The following is a 19,813-nucleotide window of genomic DNA, read 5'->3' on the forward strand; positions in this document are numbered from 1 at the left end:
GAACCCTGCCGTTCCGGGGCCTGGTGCTGTGGACCAGCCTGGCCAATCAGGGGCGCTGCCCGCGCATGTGGCTCCCTCCTCCCCCAGAGCGTTCCCCGGCAGGGGGGAGTACTCGGGGGCCAGTGCCCGAGCCTCCAGGTCAGTGCGGTGAGCGGTGGCGGGGGTTAACACCACCGCGCACACTCGCCTCAACCGCACCCTCCATACACATGCCTGCCGGATTCTGCGACATCCCCATGCGGCGAATGATGGACATCGCAGGCCCAATACCTTTCGCAGTCCAAAGGAGCAGTCATGTCCCGCACCACCCCCAGCCGCAGGTCCTTGAACCGGGCTTTGTCGGCCCTCGCCCTGCTTGCTGTGGCTGGTGGCGCCGTTACGGCCTGTGGCGACAGCGACTCCGCTTCCCACCCCTCGGCCTCCTCCACTTCTCCAGCGGCCGGCCGACCGGCCGAGGCGAAGCTGCACATGATCGACAATGGCGGTCACCATCTGGCGTTCTACGTCAGGAAGGGCAGCGCCTCCACCATCGTCCTGGACTCGGGGGGCGGCGAGTACTCCACGCAGTGGAAGGACATCGCACCCAGGCTCCACGCGGCCACCGGCGCCACCGTCATCACCTACGACCGGGCCGGACTCGGCAAGAGCGACGTGGTGCCCGGCGCCTGGAAGGTCGCGGGCGCTGTCAGCGACCTCAAGGCGGGGCTCACACAGCTGGGCGTCACCAAGGACGTCACCCTGGTCTCCCACTCCCAGGCCGGAGAAATCGCGAACTACCTGGCCAAGGACAACCCGGGAATGCTCTCCGGCGCGGTCCTGGTGGACGCCAACCTCCCCCCGTTCTTCACCGACGAGGAAATCCCCCGGCTTGTGGCCGGCACCCAGCCCGAGGTCGACGCCGCGAAGAAGGACCCCGAGAGGCCCGCGAACCGCCAGCTCATCGCCACCGCAGAGGGCTTCGCCGAAGCACACCGGGCATTCCACAAGGTGGAGTGGCCGGACGCGGTACCGGCAACGGTCATGGTGTCGGAGAAGACTCCCTTCGCCGGATCTCCCGAGGACGCCCAACGCTGGCGTGACGCTGCTGCCTCCTTCGTGAAGCAGGCGCCCAACCGAAAGCTCATCACCGCCAAGGGCGCCTCCCACGAAGTGCCCACGGACCGCCCCGACCTCGTGCTCAAGGTGACCGAGGACATGTTCGACGCACAGCACTGACCCACGCACACCACACTTGATCATGCGTGAGTGGCGCGTTGATCACTTGGGGGTGCCATCGTTTTGCCGACGCCGTCTTCGGGGATGGAGCACGCGTCGGGTCCCGCATCGCAGTGAGGGCACGCGTTCCTGGTACGACTGCGGAGGGTTCTGCGCCCGCTGTTAGCCTGCCGTCCATGATCAAGGGCGGCTTGGCAGGTCGAATAGGCCGGATGGCGGGAGACAGCGGGCCGGAGCGCGTGCTGGTCGCTGCCAGTTTCGTCAACCGGGTCGGCAATGGTCTGTTCAACGCGGCGGCGGCGCTCTATTTCACCTTGGTCGTGGGCCTGCCCGCGGTGCAGGTCGGTGCCGCTCTCACCATCGCCGGAGTGCTCGGCCTGTGCGCGGGGATACCGGGCGGGCATCTCGCCGACCGGCGCGGCGCGCGCACCATCATGATGCTGGCCCTCACGGTCCAGGCGGTGTCGATGGCCGCCCTCGTCCTTGTCGAGAGCTGGGCCGCGCTCACGATCATCGCGACGGTCGACCAGATCGCCGCGGCGGCCGGCGGGGCGGCCTGGGGCGCTCTGGTGGTCCGGGTCGGGGGTGATCGCCCGGCCCTGTTCCGGGCCAAGCTACGCACCTTCGTCAACCTGGGCGTCGTCCTGGGAACGGTGGGTGCCGGGCTGGCGCTGGTCGCGGATACCCGCGGTGCCTACCTCACGCTGATCCTCGGCAACTCGGCAAGCTTCGCCCTGTGCGCGGCGCTTCTGCTCCTGCTCCTGCTGCCCCGCTATCCGGTGGTGGCAGCACCGCCGCAGCAGCGTCGCTGGCTCGCTTTCGCGGACCGCCCGTTCCTGACGTTCACCGCCCTCTACGGAGCCATGGGACTGCAGTACCCGGTGGTCTCCCTGCTCCTGCCGATCTGGATCTCCGAGCACACTGAGGCGCCGCGCTGGACGGTGGCCGCGCTGTTCGCCGTCAATTCCGCCTTCTGCGTTCTGATGCAGACCAGAATCGGCTCCCGTATCGAGACCCCGCACGACGGCGGCAGGGCGTTTCGCACCGCGGGGCTTCTCTTCCTTGTCAGCTGCCCGATGATGGCACTGGCGGCGTATGCCCCCGTCTGGGCGGCGGCGGGACTGGTCCTGGCAGCGATTTTCGTCCACAGCCTGGGAGAGGTCTGGGAGTCTTCGGCGGGCTTCGCCCTAGGCTTCGGCCTCGCCCCTGACCATGCCCAGGGTCAGTACCAAGGCGTCCTCGGCCTCGGCTTCAGCGCCGGCCAGGCTCTCGCCCCCGCGATCCTCACCACAGTGGTGCTCGGACTTGGCACGACCGGCTGGCTGCTGCTGGCGGTGTTCTTCGCGGCACTGGGCGCTGTCGGCCCGTCCCTTGCCCGCTGGGGCATGCGGACCCGGCCGCAGCCAGGCGTTGCCGCGGAAATGACGGGATGACCAGCGAGCAAGTGTCAGGAGCCTTCTCCCTCGTCGTCCTCCTCGCCCTCGTCCAGCTCCGGCGCGTCCGGGTCACGCAGCGGGCACAGACCGCCGGCGGCCGGGAGGCTTGCGGTGAGGCCATAGCGGCCAAGAGGGTTCAGGTTACGGTGCTTCAACGCGGAAAGCCGGGGCGACGTCCTCGTCGCACCGCCTCGCCAGCACCCGCGCACGAGCCGAAGAGCCTGCCATGCCAAGGCCGGCTGAACCCTAGCCAGGTTTGATGGTGGCGAGCTGCGCAAGAAGCAGGACCAGCCGATAGGCGTCGGCAAAGTCGGCGGCGGTGAAGTTGACTGTCCGGCCACCCGTACCGCGTGCGATCCCCGGCACGAGAGTCGCCAGGTCAATCATGAACGGCGCGGAAAGGTCAACTTCGACGTCGAGCGGTCCAGCAAGGGACAACGGTGAAACCTGGGCGCGGTGCGTAATGGCTTCGGCGGCCGCATGGCGCAGCTGCTCCCGAGCTTCCTCGGGGTGCAGGGCGACGGCAGCGCACTGACCGAGGGCTTGCTTGACTGCCACGGTGACGGCGGATGGGAGCAGATCTTGCAGTTCGGCGCAGGCGCTGTCATCACCGCCAAGAAGCACGACCGGTACGTTCAGATGCCCGGCCATGGCGGCATTGAGGCCGATCTCGCCCATGGAACGTCCAGCAACGCGCACGTCGAGGATGCCGTCGTTCATGGTGTGCGCCAGCACAGCCGGTCCACCGCCTGCGCGGGCGTGGTAGCCGACGAGCAGGACCGCGTCTGTCTGTTCGTCGAGTCCGCCGAGCATGCCCAGGGGCCGCGGCTTGCCACGGACCAGGTGCGCCCGTCGGTCGAGCTCTTCGGGCAGCAGGTTTACGGAAAGGGCCGTGCGCGTCGGCGACCCGTACCTCGGCCGTGGGTTCGGCAGACCCCTAAGCCGTAGTCGACAGCGTGCGGCGTGCGGCGTGCGGCGTGCGGCGTGCGGCGTCTGCGCGTACCTGGTGGAGCAGCCACAGAAGTACGCCGACAACATGGCGAGGCTCGCCCCGGCAACTGCCCGGGTGCCGCACCGCTCGCCACGGCGAGGTGCCGACTCCACAGATCCCGTTCGCCGGCGAGGAACAGCGCCAGGAGCAGCGCAGCGGCCAGAACGACCGCGCCTGCCATGTCCACTTGGGCGGAACGGCTTCGGGGGCTTCGGGCATGGAGCGCCACGCGGCCAGGAGGGCGACGGCGGCGGCGAATAGGCCGAGGCCGTAGGCGCTCGTATCCCGCCGAGCTCAGGGAGGGGACCAGCAGCTGCGCCTCGGAGTGTTCCCGGGCGGGTGCTCACCGGTTGGTCGCGGTCGTGCCGGGGAGGAAGTCGGCGAAGCGAGGCGCGCCGGGCTCGTGCGGCACGCGCGTGGCTCGTGCGGCGAAGCTGACGGCGTGATACCACCCGCACAGCAGAAGCAGATCGAGCAGCTGGAGCTCGTCGAAGACCGGCACGAGCCGTGCCCACAGTGTTTCATCGATGTCGGAACGCTCGTGCAGGGCGTCGACGGCGAGGATGAGCAGCCGTTCCCGCTCGGACGTCCAGCACTCGTCAACGGGCCCGCCGTGCACCAGGGATGCCGCCTGCTCGTGGGTGAGCCCGACCCGTTCGGCGAACGTCATCATGTGCACGCCCCACTCGTACTCGCAGCCGCACAGCGCGCACGTCCGGTCGATGGCGATCTCGCGTTCCCTCATGGTCAGGGTGAGCTGCCGGCCCAACTCGTAGCGCCCCCATCCGTGCATGGCGTCGGCCATGGGGAGGTTCTTGGCGAACATCCGGAACAGTCCGATCGGCGCCACGTCCCCGGGCATCATGCGCGCGAGCAGCGTGCCGGCCTGGTCGGCGTACGGCGGTTCCAGCAGGGCTATTCGCGACATCGGCGCTCCCGTCGAGTGTGTTTCGAAATCCGAAACATGCCGCGGATGCTAGTGTTTCGAATAACGAAACACAAGGAGGGTCATGCCGACACCGCGCCCAGGAACACCGGTTCGTGGATCGACGACCGGCCGTCCGATCATGGCCGCGATGGACCTCTTCGGCCGTCGGTGGGCACTGCGCGTTCTCTGGGAACTGCATACTGGTCCGCTCGGCGCCCGCACACTTCTGGCACGGTGCGAAGGGCTGTCATCCAGCGTCCTCTACCAGCGGCTTCGCGAACTCACGGCAAACGGGCTCATCGCCCCCTCAGCCGATGGCTACGAGCTCACTCCCCTGGGAACAGCACTCAGTCACGCCCTACAACCTCTCGACGAATGGGCGGTCACCTGGGCGCAGGCACAGGAGCAGAACGGTCAGGACCCTGCGGAGGCATGAAGGCGGATCCGGCGGTGAGCAAGGGAAGCGGACCGTAAGGCCCGACGCGTCGGGACTGCTGGCTCACTTGGGCGGAGCCGCGAACGTTACCCGCGGGGCATCGGGATGAGAACCGAGCGCCGCCGCCCAAACCCGGCAAGAAGGTCGGGTGAAGCCCGGCGGCACACTGCTTCTCCCCGTCTGCATTGGCCCGCCGTGCCCACCAGGTCAATCGGCAGTGGTTGCCCTTTATCCCCTTGACGTGCCTGGGCAAGCGCGTGCTTCAGGTGGCCGGCCACCTCTTCGGGCTCCTCCAGGGCAAGCGCGACTTCGAGGGGGAACCGGGACATCCCCGCCTGGCGCCAGGCCGGGTCAGGGTGCGGGAAGTCCAGTACGGTCCTGGTCGGCTGGACTGTTTCCGTACGGTGGCCCAGTTGCAGCGGCGCCAGGCTTCTGCCGCGGCGGCATGGGCACCGTGGAGCAGCTCGCCCGCAGCTACGACGAGGGCCCCGTGCGCCTCCCCTGCCCTCTCGCGGGCCGTGAGAGGGCAGGGGAGGCGAGGGCGGAGTGGTGGAGCGGTTCGCGCCGGCTCCGGAAGGCGACGGAGATGGCCACGAGCGTGCCCGCGCGCAGCGCCTGCCCGTCCGGTGGCCGCCGGGGACGTCAGGGTGGGGACCGCCCAGGTGGACCGGCTAGTTCGGCGGTGGGGCAGGGGTGGATCGGGCCGCATTCTGGTGCGTTCGCAAATGACGCCGCCGCCGTCGGAATGGTGCGCTCACGTCGTTGTGGCAGGGAGTGCGGCGAGGAATGCGCGTACGTGGTGGAGCCAGATCGCCCGGTCTGCCGGGTTCAAGACGTGGGCGGCGCCGGGCAGTTCGACCACCCGGGCGCCCGGGATGCCGGCCGCCAGACGGTACGAGCTCTCGGGCAGCACCAACCGGTCGCCGAGCGGCACCATCACCAGGGTGGGGGCGGACACCTTCGCCAGGTCGGCCCGGACGTCCACGCGCGACACCAGGTCGAAGTGGTCCAGCATGCCCGGCGGCATCGCGGTCAGAGTGTGGGCGACTGGTTCGTCAAGGGCGGCCGGGTCGAGGCCCGCCAGGTCCGCCGAGGACATGCAGGACATAAGCGCGAGCCGTGCCACGTCCTCCCACTGACCAGCAGCAGCCAAGGACTTGATCAGCTGAGCGGCGAGCGCCAGAACCGGGTCGGCGACAGCGAAGCCGGCGGTGAGGACGAGGGCCCGGACCCGGCCGGGGTGCCGGGTGGCGATCCGGACGGCCACGGCACTGCCGAGCGACTCCCCTAGGACGGCGAACGAGTCCTGGCCCGCCTCGACGGCGGCCGCGACCAGACGGTCGGCGAGGTCGTCCAGGGCCAGGGGTTCGACGGCTACGGCAGAGCCCCCGGCCCCGGGGTAGTGCGGGCCGACGAGGGTGTGGTCCTGGGCGAGGTCGTCGAGGACGAGGCCGAAGTTCCCCTCGATGCCGCCGCCGGCGCCGTGCGCGAGCAGAAGTGCGGGGCCGCACCCCTGCACAAGAACGTCGAGATGAGACGTGGGAAGCACGTGATCAGTGGTCATGGCGACGACGCTAAACTCCGACATCAGTGTCAGAGTCAAGTCGCGGCGCGGCCAGAGATCGGGAATGGGGCAAGCGGCATGCGCATGAAGGAAATGGTGCGGCGTACCGGGGTCCATGAGCGGCTGCTGCGCTACTACGAACAGCAAGGACTGCTGACGCCCGACAGGCTGCCCAGCGGCTACCGCCTCTACGGCGAGTCGGACGTCGAGACAGTGCGCCGCATTCGCTGTCTGCTGGCGGCCGGGCTTCCGACCGCTCTGATCGCCCAGGTCCTGCCGTGCATCCGGGCGGACGACGAGCACCTCGTGCCCACCTGCCCGGACCTGCTCGCCCAACTGCGCCGAGAGGGCGAGCGAATCACCCGCGCCATCGAAGGTCTACAGGCGTCGCGCGCGATCCTCGACACCATCATCACCGCCGCGCCCTCAGAGGTGCCGGGACACTGAAGGCTCCGCGACTGCCGCTGGCTCGCACCTGGTCGGCCACATCCCGGCCGAACCCGGCCCGCCGTGCCTCGCGCACTCCGGCCGGTTTGCCGTCCGGCAGGGCGAAGGTCTCCTGGTGCAGCTCCAGCAACCCGACCAGTGGGTGCCAGTACGTCTTGCATCCATGTGTGCGGGCGCGTACGTCAGTGCGGGCCCAGAGGCGGCGGAAGCCTTCGCCGCCCATCGACAGCTCGCCCACGAGCGAGGCTCAACGCCCGCTGACTTCTTCGCCGAATGACATCGCCCGGGGCCCACGGGGTCTCCGCCATCACGGACCGGTCGCGAGTTCGCAGGTTCCCCTTTCGTCCGCCAGGGTCTCAGGTCTTCTCGGGGTGGGGTGGGCGGCCGGCGCCCGCAGGCCTTCCAGGGCCTCGGCGGCGATGGGGGCATCCTCGGGGTCCGTGATGTGCTGCATTATCAGGCCGCCGACCAGGGCGTGTTGCACCGAGCCGACGGTGCGGACCGTCGCCTCGGAAAATCGGACTCGGGAGTGCCGGTGACCTTCCAATCGGGCAGCTCCTCGTCTGCGGTGTGGCATGACGAGTCCCGTGCCCAGATAGCCGCCGTCGGCGGTCGTGGTGGCCTTGCGCTCGGTGGCCTTGGCGCCGGATTCCGACCATGCCTTGCAGCGGCACAATCAACGGGAAACCGTCGGCCGACCATGACGGCCCATGCACGTGTCGGCGTCAATCACGACCTGCTGCGGATGCCGCCCGCTACTCCGCCGATGACCAGGGAGCGGAGCGCAAGTGGTCAACGCTGTGCCGGGCGCGACCCTCAGGCGGTCCGCCGGCCGCCTTTCCCACCGCGACCATGGAGACGATCACCCAGCCCGGGTTCGGGTTCAGCTCCTTGGTGAGCCCTTCCAGGTCGAAGGCCCGGAATTGGTGCGCGGCCAGCCCCATGGCCTGGGCCTGAACAGTCATGTGGGCGATGGCCTGGCCAAGGTCGTAGTCCGCGAACTCGGAGTAGAGCAGCTGCGTGTCATCGACGTGCCGGCGCGTCAGCGTGACGACGAGCAGGGCCGCATCCACCGCCCAGCGGGCCGAGCTCGGCGCAAGGTGAGGGAGCACCCGGTCGTGCTCCGGCTCACCTGGCCTGCCCGTGAAGAGGCCCCACGGCTGGGAGTTCCCCGCCGACGGCGCCCACCGCACGGCTTCCAGGAGCAGCCCGAGGGCGTGGTCGTCGACAACCGCCGACGGATCGAACCGGTAGGGGCTGAAACGCCCGGCAAGCAGCGGGTGTATGCCGCTGGGCGGCTCCTGAGAATGGTGCATGTTCCGCTGCAACCGGCGACCGCGAGAGCGTATTCCGGCCGCAGAAAAGCCATGGCCGTCGGCGCGCAGCCCTGTCTGAGGCATCTACCCACCGCTACCACCAGCACCACGCACCGGCGGCCGCGGACGACACGTCAATTGAAGGTCTTTCGGCGAGCTTTAGCCGCGCGCAGCACCGTCAATCCCCGAACGACAGCGGGCTGGGCGTCGCTGCCGCGGGGGACGCGGGCCGACAGGCACCGCCGTGGGGGGCGGAGCTCGATCCGGACCGCAAGGCCCGGGGCAGCGGGGCTGCTGCCTCAGCGCCTTTACCGAAAACCGTTGGGGGACGACACGGTCGTGGTGGCAGGGTGGGGGCATGCGCTCTGACGTCACTCTGCGGCGGCTCGATGAGGTTCTGCTTCAAGACCTGCTGGATGCGGCTGTGGTCGATGCGGACCCCGATGAGGTGATGCCTCCGGTGGCTGGAGCTGCTGGGTGGACCGGCGAGCGTCGGACGGCGTTCTTGCGCTTTCATCGGTCGAGGTCACTGTCGGCCGAGCCGGTGGAGAGCACCTACGCGATCGTCGTCGGGGATGCCGTGGTGGGGGCTGCACGGCTGTACCCCCTGGAAGGCCCCAGGCATGCGGTCGAGGCGGGAGTCTGGATCGGACGTTCCCACCGCGGCAGCGGCGTCGGCAGTGCGGTCCTCCGCCACCTACTGGTCCTCGCCCGCACCGACGGATTCGATTCCTTGTTCGTGAGCACGACGTCCGGCAACACTGCCGTCCAGCGACTGCTCGCGGCCATGGACGTCGACCTCGTCCGCGAAGGCGACTCAGTCACAGCGTGGGTGGACCTCGTGGCCGCCGGGCACGGCTGAGGTCCACATCCGTGCAGGCAGGTGATGCCTTCGGTGAGGCGACAGCAGCGCAACTGCCCACGTAGGCGTTTACCTTCAGGTCTTTCTGATCCGAGCGGAACCTACGCATCGGTGTGGAAATGCGCGTCGGCCGGCCGACATGCCCACGCTGGTGGGCAGTCCTGAGGAGGGAAGGCAGTGCCGTCACGACCAGTGGCCCTCCGTCCGGCCCACCGAGCACCCCTCAGAGGCTGGCCGTCAGTCCGGCCCCACCGAGCACCCCTCAGAAGCTGGCCGTCAGTCCAGCCCACCCGAGCGCACCCCTCAGGAGCAGTCCATGAGCACACAGACCCCGACGACCGCCCCGGCGGCCCCCGACCTCTCGATCGCCCGCCGTCGGAGCGCCGAGCTGGAGAGGCAGATCAAGGAGGAACCGGGCCGCTTCCGGGTGCTGACCGGTGACCGGCCCACCGGGCGGCTGCACCTGGGGCACTACTTCGGTACGCTCCAGGGCCGGGTACGCCTCCAGGACCAGGGCGTGCAAACCTTCGTGATCGTGGCCGACTACCAGGTGCTCACCGACCGGGACATCGCGGATCACCTCGTTGGTCACGTCGAGGACCTGGTGCTCGACTATCTGGCAGCCGGAATCGACCCCGCCTGCTCCACGATCTTCACGCACAGTGCGCTGCCTGCCCTCAACCAACTGCTGCTCCCCTTCCTGTCCTTGGTGTCAGTCGCGGAGCTGCGGCGCAACCCGACCGTCAAGGACGAGATCGCTCATTCGCGGCAGGCGTCCGTGAGCGGACTGATGTTCACCTATCCGGTGCACCAGGCCGCCGACATCCTGTTCTGCAAGGCCAACCTGGTGCCGGTCGGCCAGGACCAGCTTCCGCACCTGGAGGTCACCCGTACCGTCGCCCGCCGTTTCAACGAGCGGTACGGACAGGGGAGCGCGGTCTTTCCCGAGCCCGAGGCATTGCTGTCCGCGGCTCCTCTGCTGCTGGGAACCGACGGCACCAAGATGAGCAAGTCACGCGGCAACGCCCTCACCCTGTCCGCCACGGCGGACGAGACCGCACGCCTGATCAAGGGCGCGAAGACGGATGCGCTCCGGCACATCGGCTACGACCCCGAGGCGCGGCCCGAGGTAGCCAGCCTCGTCCTGCTCGCCGCCCTGTGCCAGGAACGTGACCCGCGGGACGTCGCGGAGGACATCGGCGACGGCGGCGCGGCGTTGCTGAAGAAGGTGGTCACCGAGTCGGTCAACGACTACTTCGCTCCGCTGCGGGCCCGCCGTACCGCACTCGCCGCGGAGCCCGGGTACGTACGGGAGGTACTGAAGGCCGGCAACGAACGCGCGAACGCCGTCGCCGAGGCCACCCTCGCCGAGGTCCGCGCCACGATGGGAATGACGTACTGACGACCGTCCCTCTCCTACGCGGGCCGGGCCCCCGTCCATCACACAGGAGCAGTCGGCAAGCGACCCGGGCGGGGCGGCCGGTTGGACCGGAGACGTTGATGCGCCCTTCCACCAAGGCCGACGGAGCGCACCAGGATCCGGTTCGTGCACCCCACCGTGGCCGAACAGACCGGGCCTCCTGAGTACAGCGACCTCCCCGGCCCGGGGGCCGGATCAGCTACGCGGCGCCGTCGATCTCGGCCCGCAGCTGGGCGGCGAGGGCTACGAGCATGTCTTTCTGCTCGCTCAACGGTCATGCCGTGTGTACGTGTACACGTACACGTACGCGTACGCGGGTGAAGACAGACCGGCTGTGACTCAACGGTTCGCGGGGACAAAGGGGCGGGTGGTGGCGGGGGTGCCCGTCTTGCACACGGCGTCGTCGGCGGGGTGGGTGCCGTGGACGAGGGCGGCGTCAACTGCGCTGTTCACGCACGTATTGGTGCCGTAGGAGCCGTGTCCGACTCCTTCACGCGTGAGCAGGACCGCAGAGTCCAGGGTTCGGGTCATGTTCTCGGCCCAGTGGTGGGGTGTGACGGGGTCCAGCCGGCCTGCGACCACCAGTACCGACGGCGCACCAGCGCCTGTGAGCGGCTTGGTGACGCGGTCGTTGTTCGGCGCGGGCCACCGGGCGCAGTTCAGGGCGGAGTAGGCGGCCCGGGTCCCGATCCGCTTGGCCTCGGTGACAGCCTTGGTGGCTGCGGCCCTGTGCGCGACGACGCCGACCGGGGTCTGCCAGTCGGCGCAGCGCACCGCGGTGTGGGCTTCGTACATCGCGGTGGGGACGGGGAAGGGAGACACCGTGACGCTGCTCCACAGGGTGTACAGGGGCGCGCCGTTTCCTTTCTGTGCGGCCAGCAGCGCCGAGGTGAGCAAGGGCCAGGTGTTCTGGTCGCCGGCCAGGGCCCGGGTGGCCTCAAGGGCCATGGCGCCGTCGAGTTGGCCGCCCGGTGCGGCGCCGGCGGCAGGTGCGATCCTCAGCGGCTTCGCTTCCAGCGTGTCGATAAGCGTGTCGAACGCCGTCTGCGGGTCGCCCGCTCCGAACGGGCACACTGCGGTCCCTTCGGTGCGGCAGGTCTTGAACCAGGCGTTGAGCGTCCGTTCGCTTGCCACGGCGACGTCGCTGAGGAAGGTGAGGGAGTTGCCGAACCACAAGTTGGTGTCGACGGGGGCGTCGAGCACCATTTGGCGGACGCGGTGAGGGAAGAGGGTGGCGTACATGGGGCCGACCACGGTGCCGTAGGACAAGCCGTAGTACGTGATTTTGTCCTCGCCGAGCGCGGAGCGGACCTGGTCGATGTCGCGGGCCACATTGTCGGTGGACAGGCTGGCGAGGAACTTTCTGCTCTGCTGTTTGACGCAGCCGTCGGTGAACGTGGCGGCATCGGTCAGCAACCGCGGCAGGGGTTTGCCCCCGGGGACGGCCGGGTTGAACGCGGTACCGGCGGCGTCGGCTCGCTGCTTGTCGGTAAGGCAGCGAACGGCCTGCGATCCGCCGACGCCGCGCGGGTCCACCGCGACGACGTCGAACCTGGCGAGCACCGCTGCCGAGAAGGCGCCAGGAGTGCCAGCTGTTCTGGGCAGATTACGCAGTGTCTCGGTGGCAGGAACCCCGGGCCCGCCCGGGTTGAAGATCAGGCTGCCGATGCGGTGTTCGGGATCGGTGGCCCGATGCCGCATGACCGCGAGCGGGATCTGCGCGCCATCGGGCTCGTTGTATTCCTGCGGCACCTTGAGAGTGGCGCATTCAAGGTTCTTCCCGCATGCACTCCAAGTGAGCGGACCCGGGGACGGGGCGGAGGCCGACGTGGCCACTGCGGACGTGCTGCGCGACCCCGGCGCGCCGGACGAACACCCGGTCAGGGCCATGAGGGCTGCTGCGAACGCTGCCCCGTACCGGGCGGTGGGCCTTGGCCTCAACTGGATCATGACCATCTTCCTTTCACCGTGCTCGGATCGTGCCCTGCGGCCGTGCCGTGCCGGTCACGCAAGAAGCCAGCCGCGCAAGAAGCCAGCCGCAGAGGACTGACGTGGTCGTCTCGTTCTCACTTCGGGCACCGAAGCGGGCCCGCCGTCCCTCCGCCGAATCCGGGCCGGGCGTGAGCTGACGCGATTGCCCGCCCAAAGGGCGGTAGTGGCAGCGTTGATGCCGTAGTTGCGCATCGCCACCTCGATGACGCCCCCGTCGACTGGGAAAACCGCGGGCAATCTCGACTCGGCCATGTGCCTGCGATCCAGGAGCAGATGCGCCCGGATCTTGCTGTTGTCCAACCGCGCCCAGTGCCGTACGTCCACGGCGTGCAGCCGGGCGTGCCCGCCTGTACCGGGAAACCGTGGCCAGAACAGGGAGCGCAGGGAGAGCTGCCACCAGCGGAACCGCTGCAGTTCCTGCCGTCTCTGCCGTCTCCCGGCTTGCGGCGCTTCGATGCCGCCCACCGCTTCCACGCCATGCTTCGCACTCCCCTTCGCACATCAACTGCAACACCACTAGTACAGCGTGTTAGAGCAAATCTAGCACACTGTGCTAGTACGGCGTGTTAGTGCGGTTAGGGTCCAGCCGTCGAGATTGATCATGATCCGGCTGGCGCCGGAGTGAGCGGATCGTGCGGGTGCCGGATACGAAATCGGCGGGGTGAGGGACGTCGTCGGCGTCCTGGAGGTCGGCGAAGTCGGCGTGCGCCTGGGCGATGGCATCGGGGTACACCGGCCTCGGGGACCAGAACAGCCATTGGCGCCAGGCACTTGTTCATGGCCTTGCGAGTCCAGCAAAGCTGAGCCCAAAAGCCGCCACAGCATGATCACGGTGCTCTGATCCCCTTGTTACCCCACTACCGCGACGGTCAGCCGAGATGCGACCGAAGGAGATAACAGGGCCCGCGACGGTGTGATCGCATCCGCGGATGTGTGGCTTGTTTCCGGCGGCTTCTTGCCAATTGCGCCGCGCACCTTGTCTGCGTGGACGCCGACTGTCATCGTCGGGACCTGCGCCGAGCATGACGACCTGGGCGAGGACAATCGGGGGTACGAGATGAAGGTTCTGACAGGAACGGCGTCGAGGCCAAGGACGTTCGTGCTGGGAATTCTCGTGGTGATCGCGAGCCTGCTGCAGTCTCCGACTGCGTCGGCGACCGATCCGGCAGACGCTCCACCCGGCTACGGCGGACCGTTCAGCTCTTGCGCGGGCCAAACGTGGAAAACCGTGACCCTGCGCAACGGCACCAGGGAACTCGGGTACATGCAGATCTGGTACTCCGGCAGCTACAAGGGCGGTACCTACTGTGCGAGCGCCGGCGAGGGGATCTCCGGTGCGCATCCCATGAAGATCGTCGTCCGCCGCGGTGACTGGCAGACTTCCTGGTACGACTCGGGCACCTACAACCAGTACGCCGGCTATATCGACGTGTACGGCGCAGCGACGAAGTGTGTCCACTTCACTGGCCAGGTCACGGTGAACGGGGTGAAGTACGAGCGGACTTGGCTGACCCCCGAATGCCTTTGACGCCACCTTCCTCCTGGAACGTTGTCGGGTCCTCGATTCCGACCTCGGTGAGCACGAGGTTCTGACGGCCGGTCGACTGCTGATACTTGGTACTGGGGGGCTCGCGTATGCAACTGCCGCGAGTATTGCTGCCAAACGCCGGTGCAGTCACCGTATTTGTCGGGGTGCCGCAGGTCATGGTCTGTGCTGGCAGCCCCTCGTGTTCTGGCCGTTGGTGGATAACCTGCGTTCATGATGCTGAACGTCCCCAGAGAGATCAAGCGTGTGACCAAGCAGGTCCTCATAGAGCTGAGTTCGAGGAGCGAGCGCCTCAACCTCGGTAGGGGACGCGAGCCTGGATGGCTGGATCAGTACCTGGCCGACGATGCGATGGGGTCCCTGCGAGCGATCCTTCTTGAGCGTCTCCCCAAGCCCTGTTACCGCTGCCTCATCCTGATCAAGCGGGCCGACCGGGAAGTCGAGCACTTCCTGCTCGACGTGCTGCCGGAGGATTTCGACCGGCTTGAGGACGTCGTCGGCGAGGATCTACTCAGGTTTACGCGCTGGGCGTTGTCCCAGATCCCGTTGAGTCCTCTTCCTGCGGAGTAGACGGTCCATTTCGGCCGTCCGCAGATCCAGGCAGTGCTCTGCGGGGGCCAGCCGGGTGGCGACCGCCAGTGGTCTCCGGCGGCGTATCGGCTCCAGGTGCCTCCGGTCTCGGACGCGAGCTTGGCTGTGGTGACCCGGTGATGGCCGGGAGCCTCGGCGACGGCCGGCACGGGCATTTCCAGAGCGTGTTGCCGGGTCGCGGCTGTGCGGCAATCCGTGGTCGGGATGCCGATGTCGTTGATGAGCGCGGTAAGAGCGTCTGGGTGCATCGGTTGTCCGATGTATGGCCGTGACAACCGGGCCCTGCAACTAACTTCGCCTCGACTTCGCGCCCATCCGATCCACCATCGCATGGCTCCGAACATCTGACTCGGTGCGACAGCGGCGATGATCAGTAAGTGACGTGACTGAGGGGCGCTGCGTCGACCGGTGCCGCAGGCTGGGACACGATCGTGTATAGGGGCGGAACCCTACGGACGGTGGCTTCGGTCTGCTCGTGGTCCCGTGTGAAGACGACGAGACGCAGTACCGCGAACCGCACGACACCGGCAAGTGCAGAGGCAGAGAGGTAGACGACCTGCTCAAGCACTACGTCGGGTCGGGTCACCAGTTGACTCAAGGCGACCATCGACATGCACGTCACCACATACGCGGCCGCTGCGGACCCGGCTGACTGCACATGCTGGCGCCAGGTGGCGCGCCCTCCCCTGCCGAAAGTGAAGCGAGAATGCATTTCGGTGGCAAGAAGCGTCGACACCACGGTAATCACGCAATTGGCAAGCAACCAAGGGATCCAGAGAGCGAGGGCCGTCACGGCGAAACTCGAAGCGATTCCCAACCCGCCTCCGCAGAAAACGAAGCGGCCGAACGAAACGAGGGCTGAGGGTGACGTCGATTGCCGACTCTGTCCTGTCTTCACGATCCGACCCTTTCAACCTCACCATATGAGGAGGACACCTTCCACCGTGCGAGACCCTCACACAGTTTCCACTTGCCCCTTATAGCTAACTGGTCATGCACTGGAGCAGGCAGGCGCCAAGCACCCTGTGCCCGTTCCCCGGCGGTAAGCCATGCGTCCATGCTCCGGGACAAACTTGACGGCTACCCCACACAGACCTTGAAGGTTTCATGACGGAAACGACGTCTCCCGCGATTTCGCGACGCAGACGCGCTGGTGAACCGCTGTCGGTTCGTTAGAGGTCACCAGCGCCGTCACGGCGGGAGGCGGCTCCGCGGCATTCTCGGGCTCTCGCGCGCAAGCTTCTATTACTGGCGCCGCCCCGCGGTAGCACGGGCGGCCCGGCAGGCCGCCGAATCCAGCATCGTGTCCTGGAGACGCAAGGTGCATACAAGGAATCCGTCTGCACCTACGGAGCCCTCAGGATCACCGCCGAGTTCCGTGACGAGGGCGGCCCGGCGGTCAACCACAAGCGAGCCGCGGGATTTATGCGCTCGGCCGTCACTTCACCGCTTTTACAATGAACACGAAGCACGGGGGCGACATCACATACCTGCCGGTCTTTGGATCGAAGACCCTCTATCTGTCGACCGCCATCGACCTCGTCGACGTCGGTCGGCCGACGTGGGCAATCGGCGATCACATGCGCACCGAGCTTGTCATCCCTTGGCGGCCGCCAAGCGACACCCGGTGTCGGCACTCCCACCTCAGTCAGCGGACTCCACTCACCTACGAGAACGACTTCCGCCCCGCGGCAACGACCCTGGCCCGACCGGCACAGATGTGACCAAATCCGGGGTCAAGCCCCGTGTTCTTGCGGAATCCACCGGGTGGGCTCCCTCACGCCGCAGCTCGGTATCAGCTTGTTGGACTGCCGCGGCCTGAGTCCGGTGAACGGACCTCTTCAGGGAGGCTCCGTCGCCGTGAGCAGAGCACGCCAGTCACGACCAAATCACTCCTTTCTGGCCGGCAGTTACGGGACGTCCTTCAAGGTGTTGGTCGGCGTTACTTGACGGCGAACCGTGGCCGCCCTGCCAGAGCGGCCACCAGCTCGGCAGCGCCCGCGAGGCCCGCTGCCTGGCGGGCCTGTGCGGTCTGGCCCGCCAGGTGGGAGTAGACGGTGATGCCCTCGACGCCTCGCAGCGGACTCCCCGCCGAAAGAGGCTCTTGCGTCACCACGTCGAGTTCCGCGCCCGCGATGCCGCCCGTCCGAACCGCGTCGGCGAGGGCCTGCTCGTCGACGACGGCTCCGCGTGCGGTGTTGATGAGTACGGCCGTTTCCTTCATCCGTGCGAAGGCGGAGGCGTCGAACAGCGTCCGGGTCCTGTCGGTCAGCGCGGTATGGATCGACACGTAGTCGGAGGTGGCCAGTAGTTCGTGGAAGGGAACGAACCGCACCGCAAGGTCACCGCGCAGGCTCTCCGGGACGCCCGTGGCGCACACCACGTCCATACCGAACGCCTGAGCCAGCGGTACGACGGCGCGAGCAGCGGCGCCGTAACCGACCAGGCCGAGTGTCGCCCCGCACAACTCACGGCCGTCCTCGCGCGGCCAACCTCCGGCGAGCACACCGGTGGCACTGTGGACCAGACGGCGTGCCGAGGCGAGAAGCAGGCCCAGCGTGTACTCGGCCACGGCGTTCGCGTTGATCCCGGGCAGGTTGCTCACACTGACACCGAGTCGCCCCGCTGCCTCGATGTCGATGGAGTCGTAGCCGACCCCTGTACGTACCACCACACGCAGTCGCGGAACGCGGGCGAGCACTTCTGCGGTCAGGGGCTCGTTCGCGACGAGCGCAGCATCGATCCCGGCCAGCGCGGACACGAGTTCCTCCGGATCGCGGCGTCCGACCATCGGGGCGTGGTGCGTCTGGAGACCGGCGGCGCGGAGGTATTGGTCCACCTCGTCGCCGGGGCGCAGATAGTCAGTGGTGATCAGGACACGCGGCACGTCTTCCACTTCCCTCATGCGGAGGTTTCGTTGATGCGGTGGCATCCGCGGCCGATCTGCCGAGCGACTGCCGATCCCAGCGCCTGTGTGGTCCCGGTCCCGCCGAGGTCGGGCGTGAGTACGTCCGGCTGCCGTTCCAGGACGGATTCGACGGCGGCGACGGTGGCCGCGGCGGCCGTCGTCTCGCCGAGGTGCTCCAGCATCATCGCTCCGCTCCAGATCTGTCCGACCGGGTTGGCGATGCCGAGTCCCGCGATGTCGGGGGCCGACCCGTGGACGGGTTCGAACAGACTCGGATGGTTCCGCTCAGGGTTGATGTTGGCACTCGGCGCTATCCCGATCGTGCCGGTGCAGGCCGGGCCCAGGTCGGAGAGGATGTCGCCGAACAGGTTGCTCGCGACCACGACGTCGTACCGGTCGGGCCGCAGCACGAACTTGGCCGCCAGGATGTCGATGTGGTCCTTGTCGGCGGTCACCCGCGGGTAGCGCAGCGCCATCTCGCTCGCCCGCTCGTCCCAGTAGGGCATGGATATGGAGATGCCGTTGCTCTTGGTTGCCCAGGTCAGATGCCTGCGCGGTCGTGCGTCGGCGAGTTCGAAGGCGTACCGCAGCACGCGGTCGACGCCGATGCGGGTCATGACGGTCTCCTGCAGCACGGTCTCGCGCTCGGTCCCCTCGAAGATCCGCCCACCGATGCTGGAGTACTCGCCCTCGGTGTTCTCTCGCACCACGTAGAAGTCGATGTCCCCCGGACCGTGGTCGCGCAGGGGACCGCGCACGCCGCGCAAGAGCCGTACGGGCCGCAGATTGACGTACTGGTCGAACCCGCGCCGGATCTGCAGGAGGCTTCCCCACAGGGACACGTGGTCGGGTACGACCTCGGGCCAGCCGACCGCGCCGAAGTAGATCGCGTCGAAGCCGCCCAGGATGTTGTGCCAGTCCTTCGGCATCATCTCCCCGTGGCGCAGCCAGTGGTCTGCGCTGGCGAAGCCGAACTCCTCCACGTCGAGGACGAAGTCGTACGCGTCGGCCGCGGCGCGCAGGCACCGCAGCCCTTCGGGAACGACTTCTTTGCCTATGCCGTCCCCGGGAACGGCGGCGATGCGGTAACGCTGTGGCACGGCTACTGCTCCTCGTCCTGGCCCATGTGGCTCTCCACTGTGGGCTTCGGGCGTGATCTGTGACAACCGCGCTCCGGGCAACTTATGCTTTCCCTAGGAGAAAGTCGGGCTGGACGGGGGAACTGTTGAAGATGTCCGTCGACGACCTGAGGTTCTTCCAGGTCGTGGCCGCCAGCGAGACGCTCACGGCGGCGGCCCGGGAACTTGACTGGTCGCTTCCGGTGGTCAGCAAGCGGCTGCGCGCACTCGAAAGCCGTCTCGACGTACGTCTCGTCCAGCGGGGCACGCGCCGGCTGGAGCTGACCTCGGAGGGCGCCCTGTACGCCAACGGACTCGACTCGATCCTCGACCGGCTGCGCGAGCTGGAGGACCTGGTAACGGAAAAGTCCGGGGACCTGCGTGGCGCCCTGCTCGTCCAGGCGACCCTGGGCCTCGGACGTGCGCATGTCGCCCCGCTGCTGGCGGAGTTCGCGGCGTCACATCCGCAACTCCAGGTGCAACTCGACACCTCCGCGTTGCCTCTGCGACCGCACCGGCGGAAGTTCGACGTGGCCGTTCACGTGGGAAGTCCGCCCGATTCCTCACTGCGGATGCGCCGGCTGGCGGAGAACCGGCGCGTGCCGTGCGCCGCGCCCTCCTACCTGGAGCGACGCGGCGCGCCCACAGACATCGAGGATCTGGCACGACACGACTGCATCGTGCTGCGCGAGAACGAGGGTGACTACGCGCTCTGGCGGTTCGGCGATGTCAGCGACCCGCGACATGTGCGGGTTCGCGGCCCGCTGTCGAGCAACGACGGAGACATCGTCACCAGTTGGGCCTTGGAGGGTCGTGGCGTGATCATGCGCTCGGAGTGGCACGTCCGCCCCCACATCGAGCGCGGGAACCTGGTCCGCGTACTGCCGCACATCCCGACGCCCGCGGCCGACATCTACGCCCTGCTCGAAGACGACGGACACGTTCCCCGACGGGTGAGTGAGCTGATCGAACACCTCGCGGCGCGTCTGCCGGGACGACTGGCCGCTGACCTGACGTAAGTGTCTCCTCAGCGAAAGCTCAGA

The 19,813-nt window shown here is 68.0% G+C and carries 19 protein-coding genes and 2 pseudogenes; 10 read left to right on the top strand and 11 right to left on the bottom strand.

The window, feature by feature from the left end; all coding sequences use genetic code 11:
- Positions 1–468: 468 nt before the first annotated feature.
- Positions 469–1,215, top strand: coding sequence for an alpha/beta fold hydrolase (locus ACIQM4_RS25490; RefSeq protein WP_401595857.1), 747 nt, complete (start codon positions 469–471; stop codon positions 1,213–1,215).
- Positions 1,216–1,391: 176 nt separating this feature from the next.
- Complete coding sequence (locus ACIQM4_RS25495) at positions 1,392–2,648, top strand: MFS transporter (RefSeq protein ID WP_401595860.1); 1,257 nt, start codon at positions 1,392–1,394, stop codon at positions 2,646–2,648.
- Between the two features lie 14 nt (positions 2,649–2,662).
- Here ACIQM4_RS25495 and ACIQM4_RS25500 read toward each other — a convergent pair whose 3' ends face one another.
- From ACIQM4_RS25500 to ACIQM4_RS25510, 3 genes and pseudogenes are all read right to left on the bottom strand, one after another.
- Positions 2,663–2,806 (bottom strand): hypothetical protein, encoded by a 144-nt coding sequence (locus ACIQM4_RS25500; protein ID WP_401596278.1) that lies wholly within the window; start codon positions 2,804–2,806, stop codon positions 2,663–2,665.
- Positions 2,807–2,897: 91 nt separating this feature from the next.
- A pseudogene (locus tag ACIQM4_RS25505) lies at positions 2,898–3,582 on the bottom strand (M55 family metallopeptidase); the annotation flags it as partial.
- Between the two features lie 403 nt (positions 3,583–3,985).
- Positions 3,986–4,570, bottom strand: a complete 585-nt coding sequence (locus ACIQM4_RS25510) for a carboxymuconolactone decarboxylase family protein (protein ID WP_401595863.1) — start codon at positions 4,568–4,570, stop codon at positions 3,986–3,988.
- 139 nt (positions 4,571–4,709) lie between these two features.
- Between ACIQM4_RS25510 and ACIQM4_RS25515 the strand changes: the two genes are divergently transcribed.
- Positions 4,710–5,006, top strand: a complete 297-nt coding sequence (locus tag ACIQM4_RS25515) for a winged helix-turn-helix transcriptional regulator (protein WP_401596258.1) — start codon at positions 4,710–4,712, stop codon at positions 5,004–5,006.
- Between the two features lie 754 nt (positions 5,007–5,760).
- On the opposite strand, the gene ACIQM4_RS25520 is transcribed toward ACIQM4_RS25515, so the two are convergent.
- On the bottom strand, positions 5,761–6,570 hold the full coding sequence (locus tag ACIQM4_RS25520; RefSeq protein ID WP_401595865.1) for an alpha/beta fold hydrolase: 810 nt from the start codon (positions 6,568–6,570) through the stop codon (positions 5,761–5,763).
- Between the two features lie 78 nt (positions 6,571–6,648).
- On the opposite strand from ACIQM4_RS25520, the gene ACIQM4_RS25525 reads away from it, so the two are divergent.
- Positions 6,649–7,017, top strand: coding sequence for a MerR family transcriptional regulator (locus tag ACIQM4_RS25525; protein ID WP_401595868.1), 369 nt, complete (start codon positions 6,649–6,651; stop codon positions 7,015–7,017).
- Here the strand turns inward: ACIQM4_RS25525 and ACIQM4_RS25530 are convergent.
- The 3 genes and pseudogenes from ACIQM4_RS25530 to ACIQM4_RS25540 form a co-directional block, all read right to left on the bottom strand.
- Positions 6,983–7,264 (bottom strand): annotated as a pseudogene (locus tag ACIQM4_RS25530) (XRE family transcriptional regulator); the annotation flags it as partial. The gene ACIQM4_RS25525 and the pseudogene ACIQM4_RS25530 sit on opposite strands and share 35 nt — an antisense overlap.
- A 60-nt stretch (positions 7,265–7,324) precedes the next feature.
- Positions 7,325–7,501 (bottom strand): hypothetical protein, encoded by a 177-nt coding sequence (locus ACIQM4_RS25535; protein ID WP_401595870.1) that lies wholly within the window; start codon positions 7,499–7,501, stop codon positions 7,325–7,327.
- 271 nt (positions 7,502–7,772) lie between these two features.
- A complete protein-coding gene (locus ACIQM4_RS25540) occupies positions 7,773–8,333 on the bottom strand; it encodes a nitroreductase family protein (protein WP_401595872.1) in 561 nt (186 codons plus the stop codon).
- A gap of 358 nt (positions 8,334–8,691) precedes the next feature.
- On the opposite strand from ACIQM4_RS25540, the gene ACIQM4_RS25545 reads away from it, so the two are divergent.
- On the top strand, positions 8,692–9,195 hold the full coding sequence (locus ACIQM4_RS25545) for a GNAT family N-acetyltransferase (protein WP_401595875.1): 504 nt from the start codon (positions 8,692–8,694) through the stop codon (positions 9,193–9,195).
- A gap of 316 nt (positions 9,196–9,511) precedes the next feature.
- A complete protein-coding gene (gene trpS, locus ACIQM4_RS25550; protein ID WP_401595877.1) occupies positions 9,512–10,597 on the top strand; it encodes a tryptophan--tRNA ligase in 1,086 nt (361 codons plus the stop codon).
- A 357-nt stretch (positions 10,598–10,954) separates the two neighbouring features.
- Here the strand turns inward: trpS and ACIQM4_RS25555 are convergent, their stop codons facing one another.
- Positions 10,955–12,367 carry an alpha/beta hydrolase gene (locus ACIQM4_RS25555; protein ID WP_401595880.1) on the bottom strand — a complete coding sequence of 471 codons (1,413 nt, stop codon included), beginning with the start codon at positions 12,365–12,367 and terminating at the stop codon, positions 10,955–10,957.
- 1,153 nt (positions 12,368–13,520) lie between these two features.
- Here ACIQM4_RS25555 and ACIQM4_RS25560 point away from each other — a divergent pair.
- Both ACIQM4_RS25560 and ACIQM4_RS25565 read left to right on the top strand, forming a co-directional pair.
- Positions 13,521–14,135 carry a hypothetical protein gene (locus ACIQM4_RS25560; protein ID WP_401595883.1) on the top strand — a complete coding sequence of 205 codons (615 nt, stop codon included), beginning with the start codon at positions 13,521–13,523 and terminating at the stop codon, positions 14,133–14,135.
- Between the two features lie 231 nt (positions 14,136–14,366).
- Entirely contained in the window at positions 14,367–14,723 is a 357-nt protein-coding gene (locus tag ACIQM4_RS25565) for a hypothetical protein (protein WP_401595886.1), read from the top strand.
- Positions 14,724–15,114: 391 nt separating this feature from the next.
- Here ACIQM4_RS25565 and ACIQM4_RS25570 read toward each other — a convergent pair whose 3' ends face one another.
- Positions 15,115–15,642 carry a GtrA family protein gene (locus ACIQM4_RS25570; RefSeq protein ID WP_401595888.1) on the bottom strand — a complete coding sequence of 176 codons (528 nt, stop codon included), beginning with the start codon at positions 15,640–15,642 and terminating at the stop codon, positions 15,115–15,117.
- A 410-nt stretch (positions 15,643–16,052) separates the two neighbouring features.
- On the opposite strand from ACIQM4_RS25570, the gene ACIQM4_RS25575 reads away from it, so the two are divergent.
- Positions 16,053–16,205, top strand: a complete 153-nt coding sequence (locus ACIQM4_RS25575) for a transposase (RefSeq protein WP_401596261.1) — start codon at positions 16,053–16,055, stop codon at positions 16,203–16,205.
- A 481-nt stretch (positions 16,206–16,686) separates the two neighbouring features.
- On the opposite strand, the gene ACIQM4_RS25580 is transcribed toward ACIQM4_RS25575, so the two are convergent.
- The gene (locus ACIQM4_RS25580) at positions 16,687–17,649 is read right to left on the bottom strand and encodes an NAD(P)-dependent oxidoreductase (protein WP_401595890.1); all 963 of its coding nucleotides are present in this window, start codon (positions 17,647–17,649) and stop codon (positions 16,687–16,689) included.
- Positions 17,646–18,752, bottom strand: a complete 1,107-nt coding sequence (locus tag ACIQM4_RS25585) for a tartrate dehydrogenase (protein WP_401595891.1) — start codon at positions 18,750–18,752, stop codon at positions 17,646–17,648. Before ACIQM4_RS25585 ends, ACIQM4_RS25580 begins: the two co-directional genes overlap by 4 nt.
- A 131-nt stretch (positions 18,753–18,883) precedes the next feature.
- Between ACIQM4_RS25585 and ACIQM4_RS25590 the strand changes: the two genes are divergently transcribed.
- Entirely contained in the window at positions 18,884–19,789 is a 906-nt protein-coding gene (locus tag ACIQM4_RS25590) for a LysR family transcriptional regulator (RefSeq protein WP_401595894.1), read from the top strand.
- The last annotated feature ends 24 nt before the right edge of the window (positions 19,790–19,813 follow it).

Origin of the sequence: Streptomyces sp. NPDC091272 (assembly GCF_044757485.1) — a bacterium.
Classification (GTDB): domain Bacteria; phylum Actinomycetota; class Actinomycetes; order Streptomycetales; family Streptomycetaceae; genus Streptomyces.

Excerpts from the sequence above, each read along its gene's own strand:
- ACIQM4_RS25490 (WP_401595857.1), top strand. The coding sequence starts at position 469 with ATGATCGACAATGGCGGTCACCATCTGGCGTTCTACGTCAGGAAGGGC.
- ACIQM4_RS25495 (WP_401595860.1), top strand. The coding sequence starts at position 1,392 with ATGATCAAGGGCGGCTTGGCAGGTCGAATAGGCCGGATGGCGGGAGAC.
- ACIQM4_RS25510 (WP_401595863.1), bottom strand. The coding sequence starts at position 4,570 with ATGTCGCGAATAGCCCTGCTGGAACCGCCGTACGCCGACCAGGCCGGC.
- ACIQM4_RS25515 (WP_401596258.1), top strand. The coding sequence starts at position 4,710 with ATGGCCGCGATGGACCTCTTCGGCCGTCGGTGGGCACTGCGCGTTCTC.
- ACIQM4_RS25520 (WP_401595865.1), bottom strand. The coding sequence starts at position 6,570 with ATGACCACTGATCACGTGCTTCCCACGTCTCATCTCGACGTTCTTGTG.
- ACIQM4_RS25525 (WP_401595868.1), top strand. The coding sequence starts at position 6,649 with ATGCGCATGAAGGAAATGGTGCGGCGTACCGGGGTCCATGAGCGGCTG.
- ACIQM4_RS25540 (WP_401595872.1), bottom strand. The coding sequence starts at position 8,333 with ATGCACCATTCTCAGGAGCCGCCCAGCGGCATACACCCGCTGCTTGCC.
- ACIQM4_RS25545 (WP_401595875.1), top strand. The coding sequence starts at position 8,692 with ATGCGCTCTGACGTCACTCTGCGGCGGCTCGATGAGGTTCTGCTTCAA.
- trpS (WP_401595877.1), top strand. The coding sequence starts at position 9,512 with ATGAGCACACAGACCCCGACGACCGCCCCGGCGGCCCCCGACCTCTCG.
- ACIQM4_RS25565 (WP_401595886.1), top strand. The coding sequence starts at position 14,367 with ATGATGCTGAACGTCCCCAGAGAGATCAAGCGTGTGACCAAGCAGGTC.
- ACIQM4_RS25580 (WP_401595890.1), bottom strand. The coding sequence starts at position 17,649 with ATGAGGGAAGTGGAAGACGTGCCGCGTGTCCTGATCACCACTGACTAT.
- ACIQM4_RS25590 (WP_401595894.1), top strand. The coding sequence starts at position 18,884 with ATGTCCGTCGACGACCTGAGGTTCTTCCAGGTCGTGGCCGCCAGCGAG.